Annotated in this window: 4 protein-coding genes; 1 reads left to right on the top strand and 3 read right to left on the bottom strand. The window is 74.9% G+C overall.

All coding sequences use genetic code 11. From position 1 onward, the window contains the following. A partial coding sequence (locus DQW06_RS06785; protein ID WP_232832967.1) for a phosphopantetheine-binding protein occupies positions 1 to 1,195 on the bottom strand: 1,195 nt, incomplete at its 3' end. A gap of 136 nt (positions 1,196 to 1,331) precedes the next feature. Here DQW06_RS06785 and DQW06_RS06780 point away from each other — a divergent pair. Next, positions 1,332 to 2,978: a (2,3-dihydroxybenzoyl)adenylate synthase gene (locus tag DQW06_RS06780; RefSeq protein WP_117198158.1), complete on the top strand. Its 1,647-nt coding sequence runs from the start codon at positions 1,332 to 1,334 to the stop codon at positions 2,976 to 2,978. Positions 2,979 to 3,207: 229 nt separating this feature from the next. Here DQW06_RS06780 and DQW06_RS06775 read toward each other — a convergent pair whose 3' ends face one another. After that, positions 3,208 to 3,846, bottom strand: coding sequence for an isochorismatase family protein (locus DQW06_RS06775; RefSeq protein ID WP_117198157.1), 639 nt, complete (start codon positions 3,844 to 3,846; stop codon positions 3,208 to 3,210). Between the two features lie 71 nt (positions 3,847 to 3,917). Beyond that, positions 3,918 to 4,965: isochorismate synthase MenF (locus tag DQW06_RS06770; RefSeq protein ID WP_117198156.1), on the bottom strand; the 1,048-nt coding region annotated here is incomplete at its 5' end.

The raw sequence follows: 4,965 nt of genomic DNA, 5'->3' as shown, positions 1-4,965 counted from the left end.
GCGCGGGGAGCGCGGCGCCCGGGAGGACGGGCAGTTCGGGCGGCGGGGGGATCTCGCGCAGGCGTTCGTGCCACCAGGAGCGGGCGCGCTCGCGCGGCCGGGGGTCGCGGGAGGCGCGTTCGGCGAGGTAGCGGGCGAAGCCGTACTCCAGGGGCGGAAGGTCGTCGCCCCGGTAGGCGGCGCGCAGGTCCTCCAGCAGGACGCGCAGGCTGAGGGCGTCGGCCACGATCATGTCCAGGTCCACGTGCAGGCGGGTGGCACCGCCCGGCAGCAGGGAGAGGGCCACGTCCAGGACCTGTCCGGCGGCGACGTCCATGCGGCGGTGGGTGGAGGTGTCCCGGATCCGGGCGAGGACCCGGTCGGCCTCCTCGGGGTCCAGGCCGGTCAGGTCGTGGACCGTCACGGCGGGGGCGGCCTGCACGAACGCGCTGGTCCCAGCGGACCCACCAGGCTCAGCAGAGGGCATGGATGCGCCAGGTGCGTCGGATGCGGTCCCCACAGGCGCACTGGTCACAACGGACCCATCGGACTCCACAGGCACACCAGACTCAGCAGACGGCACGGGTGCGACAGGCGCGACAGACGCGGTGGTCCCCACAGGCGCACTGGTCACAACGGACCCACTCAGCTCGGCAGGAGCACCAGACCCGGCAGGCGCGTCAGCCGCTCCGGGCGCGGCGAGGACGGCGGCCGCGGGAAGCACGCGCTGGTGGCCGTCGTCGTCGAACCTCACACGCAGCATCGGGTGGCGCTCCACCACGGCCCGCAGGGCCGAGGCGAGGCGTTCGGGGTCCACGCCGTGGCCGTCGAACTCGGTGTAGAAGTGCGCCGCGACCCCGCCCAGCGGCTGTCCGTCCTGGCGGCCGATCCAGTAGGCGTGCTGCATGGTCGCCAGGGGGAAGCGCTCCCCCTCCGCCACCGGCCGCACGGGTTCCCGCGGCGCGGGGCGCTCCGTGGCCGCCGAACCCCGCAGCAGGGCGCTCCAGGCGGCCGCCGTCGGGTTGGCGGACAGGTCCTCGAAGGTGACGTCGAACCCGTCCTCCCGCCAGGCGCCCACCAGGCGGATCAGGCCCAACGAGTCCAGCCCGTGCTCGAAGAGGTCGTCGGTGTCGGCGAACCCCCGGGTTCCGAGCACCTCCGCCACCTGCTCGCGCACGGCTCCGGCTCCGGTTCCCGCCCCGGCGTGGTCTGACACGGTGTTCTGCCCCTCTGTGTTCGGGTTCGACACGATCAGCAATAATGAAAACCGTTTTCATTGCCGATGTGCCTATGTATAGCACTGCCGCGACCGCCCGGTCGACCCGGGCCCGCGGAAATACGGGAGGGATCACATGCCCCAGGACTGGCTGCGCTGGCCGAGGGAGCAGGCGAGGGAGTACCGCGAACGCGGCTTCTGGGACGACCGGAAGCTGGACGACCTGCTACGCGAGCGGGCCGACCGCGACGGGGAGCGCACCGCGCTCGTGTCGGGCGCGGACCGGCTCACCTACGCCGGACTGGACGGGCGCGTGGACCGGCTGGCCGCGGGGCTGACCTCGCTCGGGGTGGAACCGGGCGAACGCGTCCTGCTCCAGCTGCCCAACCGGCGCGAGTACGTCGTCACGCTCTTCGCCCTGCTGCGGATCGGGGCCGTGCCGGTCCTGGCCCTGCCGACCCTGGGCGCCGCCGAGGTGGAGTCGCTCGTGCGCACGGCGCGGGCGTGCGCCGTCGTCGTCGCGCAGGGCAGGGGCCGCAGCGACCCCAGGGCGGCCGCGGCCCGGATCGCGCGGGACGTGCCGTCGGTGCGCGCTCTGGTCGTCGTCGGCGACCCCGGGGACACCGGCGGGGTGCGGTGGGACGCCCTCGCGGAGGCGGATCCCCTCCCCCGCGGCGGCGACGCCGGGGAGAGCGGGCCGCACGGGCGCACCCCCGGGGTCGGCGCCGAGGACCTGGCCCTGCTCCTGCTGTCCGGAGGCACCACGGGCACCCCCAAACTCATCCCGCGCACCCACGCCGACTACGGGTACAACGCCCGGGCGTCGGCCGAGGCCTGCGGAGTGGGAGAGGACGCGGTCTACCTGGCCGTCCTGCCCGTCGCGCACAACTTCACCATGGTCTCCCCCGGGATCGTGGGCACCCTCGCGGTCGGCGGCACGGTCGTCCTGAGCCCCGACCCCAGCCCGACCACGGCCTTCGCGCTCATCGAACGCGAGGGGGTGACCATCACCTCGCTCGTGCCCGCGCTGGTGCCCTCCTGGCTGGACGAGGCCGGCCGGACCGGGCACGACCTGTCCTCCCTGCGCGTCCTCCAGGTCGGGGGGTCGCGCCTGGACGACACGACCGCCCGGCGCGTGGGCCCCGCCCTGGGCTGCCGCCTCCAGCAGGTGTTCGGCATGGCCGAGGGCCTCAACAACTACACCGGTCTGGACGACCCCGACGACCTCGTGTGCACGACCCAGGGCCGCCCCCTCTCGCCCGCCGACGAGGTCGCGGTGGTGGACGAGGCCGGAGACCCGGTGCCCCCGGGCACCCCCGGGGAACTGCTCACCCGCGGCCCCTACACCCTGCGCGGCTACTACCGGGCGCGCGAACTGGACGCGCTGCGCTTCACCCCGGACGGGTTCTACCGCACCGGGGACCTGGTGACCCGGAGCGAGGGCGGCGACCTGGTGGTCGTGGGCCGGGTGAAGGACCAGGTCAACCGGGCCGGGGAGAAGATCGCCGCGACCGAGGTGGAGGAGTACCTGCTGGCCCTGCCCGGCGTGCGGGCGGCGGCGGTGGTCGGCGTGGCCGATCCCGTCCTGGGCGAGCGCTCGGTCGCCCTGCTGGTGGCCGACGGGCGGTGCCCGACCCGGGAGGAGGTGCGCGGCGCGATGCTGGAGCGCGGCGCGGCCGCCTTCAAGGTTCCCGACGAGGTGCGCGCGGTCGCCGGACTCCCCCTCACCGGGGTGGGCAAGGTGGACAAGAAGCGGCTGAGGCGGGAGTTGGCGGCTTCCTAGCCTGCGGGCTCGGGAGGCGTAGGAGGCCCGGGAGGGCCGTGGGACCGGTGGTGCCGGAAGGCCCGGCGGTGCCAATGGGCCTGGTGACGCCAGTCGTGCTGGTGGGCCCGGTGGCGCCCGGTGGGCTCGATGGTGTGACGACCGGGCCGCTCCCACACGGTGATCCTGCTCCTGGCACGGGTGTCGGCGTCGGCGGTGACGCCGGGAGCAGGATCACCGCCGGGGGCGCTCAGCCGTTCAGTGCGGCCAGAACCCCCTTGGTGCTCACCGTCCCGGCACAGCGGCGGGCGGCGTAGGACAGGGCCATCGCGTGGTCGCCCGCGGAGAAGTCCGCCACCGCGTCGGCCACGACGAAGGCCTGGACGTCGCGCATGAAGGCGTCGCACGCGGTCGTCAGGACGCCGATGTGGGCGTAGACGCCGCAGACGACCAGCTGGTCGCGGCCCGCGTCGCGCAGGTACTCCTCCAGACCGCTCCTGGCGAAGGCGCTGTAGCGCCACTTGGTCATGACGATCTCGTCGTCGGCGGGTTCCAGCCCCTCCACGATCGCGGTGTGGGCCGGGTCGTCACGCAGCCCCTCGCCCCACAGGTCGGTGAGCAGCCCCCGGTCGTCCGGGTCCTGGGAGCCGGGCTGGGCGGTGTAGACGCGCGGAACGCCGAGTGCGGCGCACGCGCTCCGCAGGGCGCCGACGTTGGCGATCAGGCTCGGCACCGGCTCCTCGTCGGGGGAGAAGGCGTCGAGGAAGTAGCGCTGCATGTCGTGGATGAGCAGGACGCAGCGGTCGGGGTCCACCGACCACGACATCCGGTTGTCGGGCAGGTCGCCCTCGCCAGGCATGGGGTAGGGCTCGATCGAGGGAAGGGACATCAGGGGTGTTCTCCATGTGGTGTCGGAACGGGGATGGCGGGTTTCGCGGGGCCGCGCACCGGTGCGCCGTGTCAGGGCGGCGGAACCCGGGCCGCCGGGTCCAGGGCGCCCGGGCCTGAGGCACCGGGATCGGGACCGGCGGAACCCGGCCCGACGGGCCCCAGCCCGAGGGCGTTGAGCATGGTGCGGAACTTGGCGCCGGTCTCCGCCGCCTCCTCGGCGGGCACGGAGTCCGCGACGATCCCGGCTCCGGCGAACAGGCGCGCCCGGGTCCCCGCGATCTCGGCGCAGCGCAGGGTGACGGCCCACTCCCCGTCGCCGTCGGCGTCGCACCAGCCGACCGCGCCCGCGTACAGGCCCCGGTCGAAGGGCTCCCACGCGCCGATGGCCCGTGCGGCGGCCTCGGCGGGCGTGCCGCAGACGGCGGGGGTCGGGTGCAGGACGGCGGCCAGTTCCAGCGCCGAGGGAAGGGGTTCCCGGAGCAGGCCGGAGAGGGGCGTGCCCAGGTGCCACATGGTCGCGGTCGCGGTCAGCGAGGGGGCCTCGGGAACGTCGAGCCGGGAGCAGAGCGGGCGCAGGCGTTCGGCGATGGCCTCCACGACGAAGGCGTGCTCGCGCAGGTCCTTGGCCGAGGCCAGCAGGGCCTCGGCGCGTTCGCGGTCGGCCTCCGGATCGGGGTGGCGCGGCGCGGAGCCCGCGAGCGGGTGCGAGCGCACCCGGGGGCCGCTGCGCGCGACGAGCAGTTCGGGGCTGGCCCCCACCAGGACAGGGGCCGGTCGCCGCAACGGACCCCGGCCCCGGCCGTCCGTCCCGCCGGAGTCCTCCCCGAAGACCTCCCCGGAGCCGAAGGCCCCCGCGGCGACCGCGAAGTTGAAGGCGCCCGGGTTGTCCGCGGTGAGGCGGGCCAGGACGCGGCCGGGGTCGAGGGGTTCCGCCAGGTCCAGCAGCAGGGTCCTGGCCAGGACGACCTTGTCCAGGCCTTCGTTGGAGAGGTGTTCGACGGCCAGGCCGACCAGGCGGGCGTAGTCGTCCGCGGAGGGCTCCTCGCGCAGGCGGTGCCGGGGCGGCGGACCGGAGGAAGGGGCCTCGGCGGCCGTTCGCGACGAACGCTCGCGGGAG

This window comes from Nocardiopsis sp. TNDT3, assembly GCF_003427465.1.
GTDB classification, from domain to species: domain Bacteria; phylum Actinomycetota; class Actinomycetes; order Streptosporangiales; family Streptosporangiaceae; genus Nocardiopsis; species Nocardiopsis dassonvillei.
This window is presented reverse-complemented; position numbering and strand designations above follow the sequence as displayed.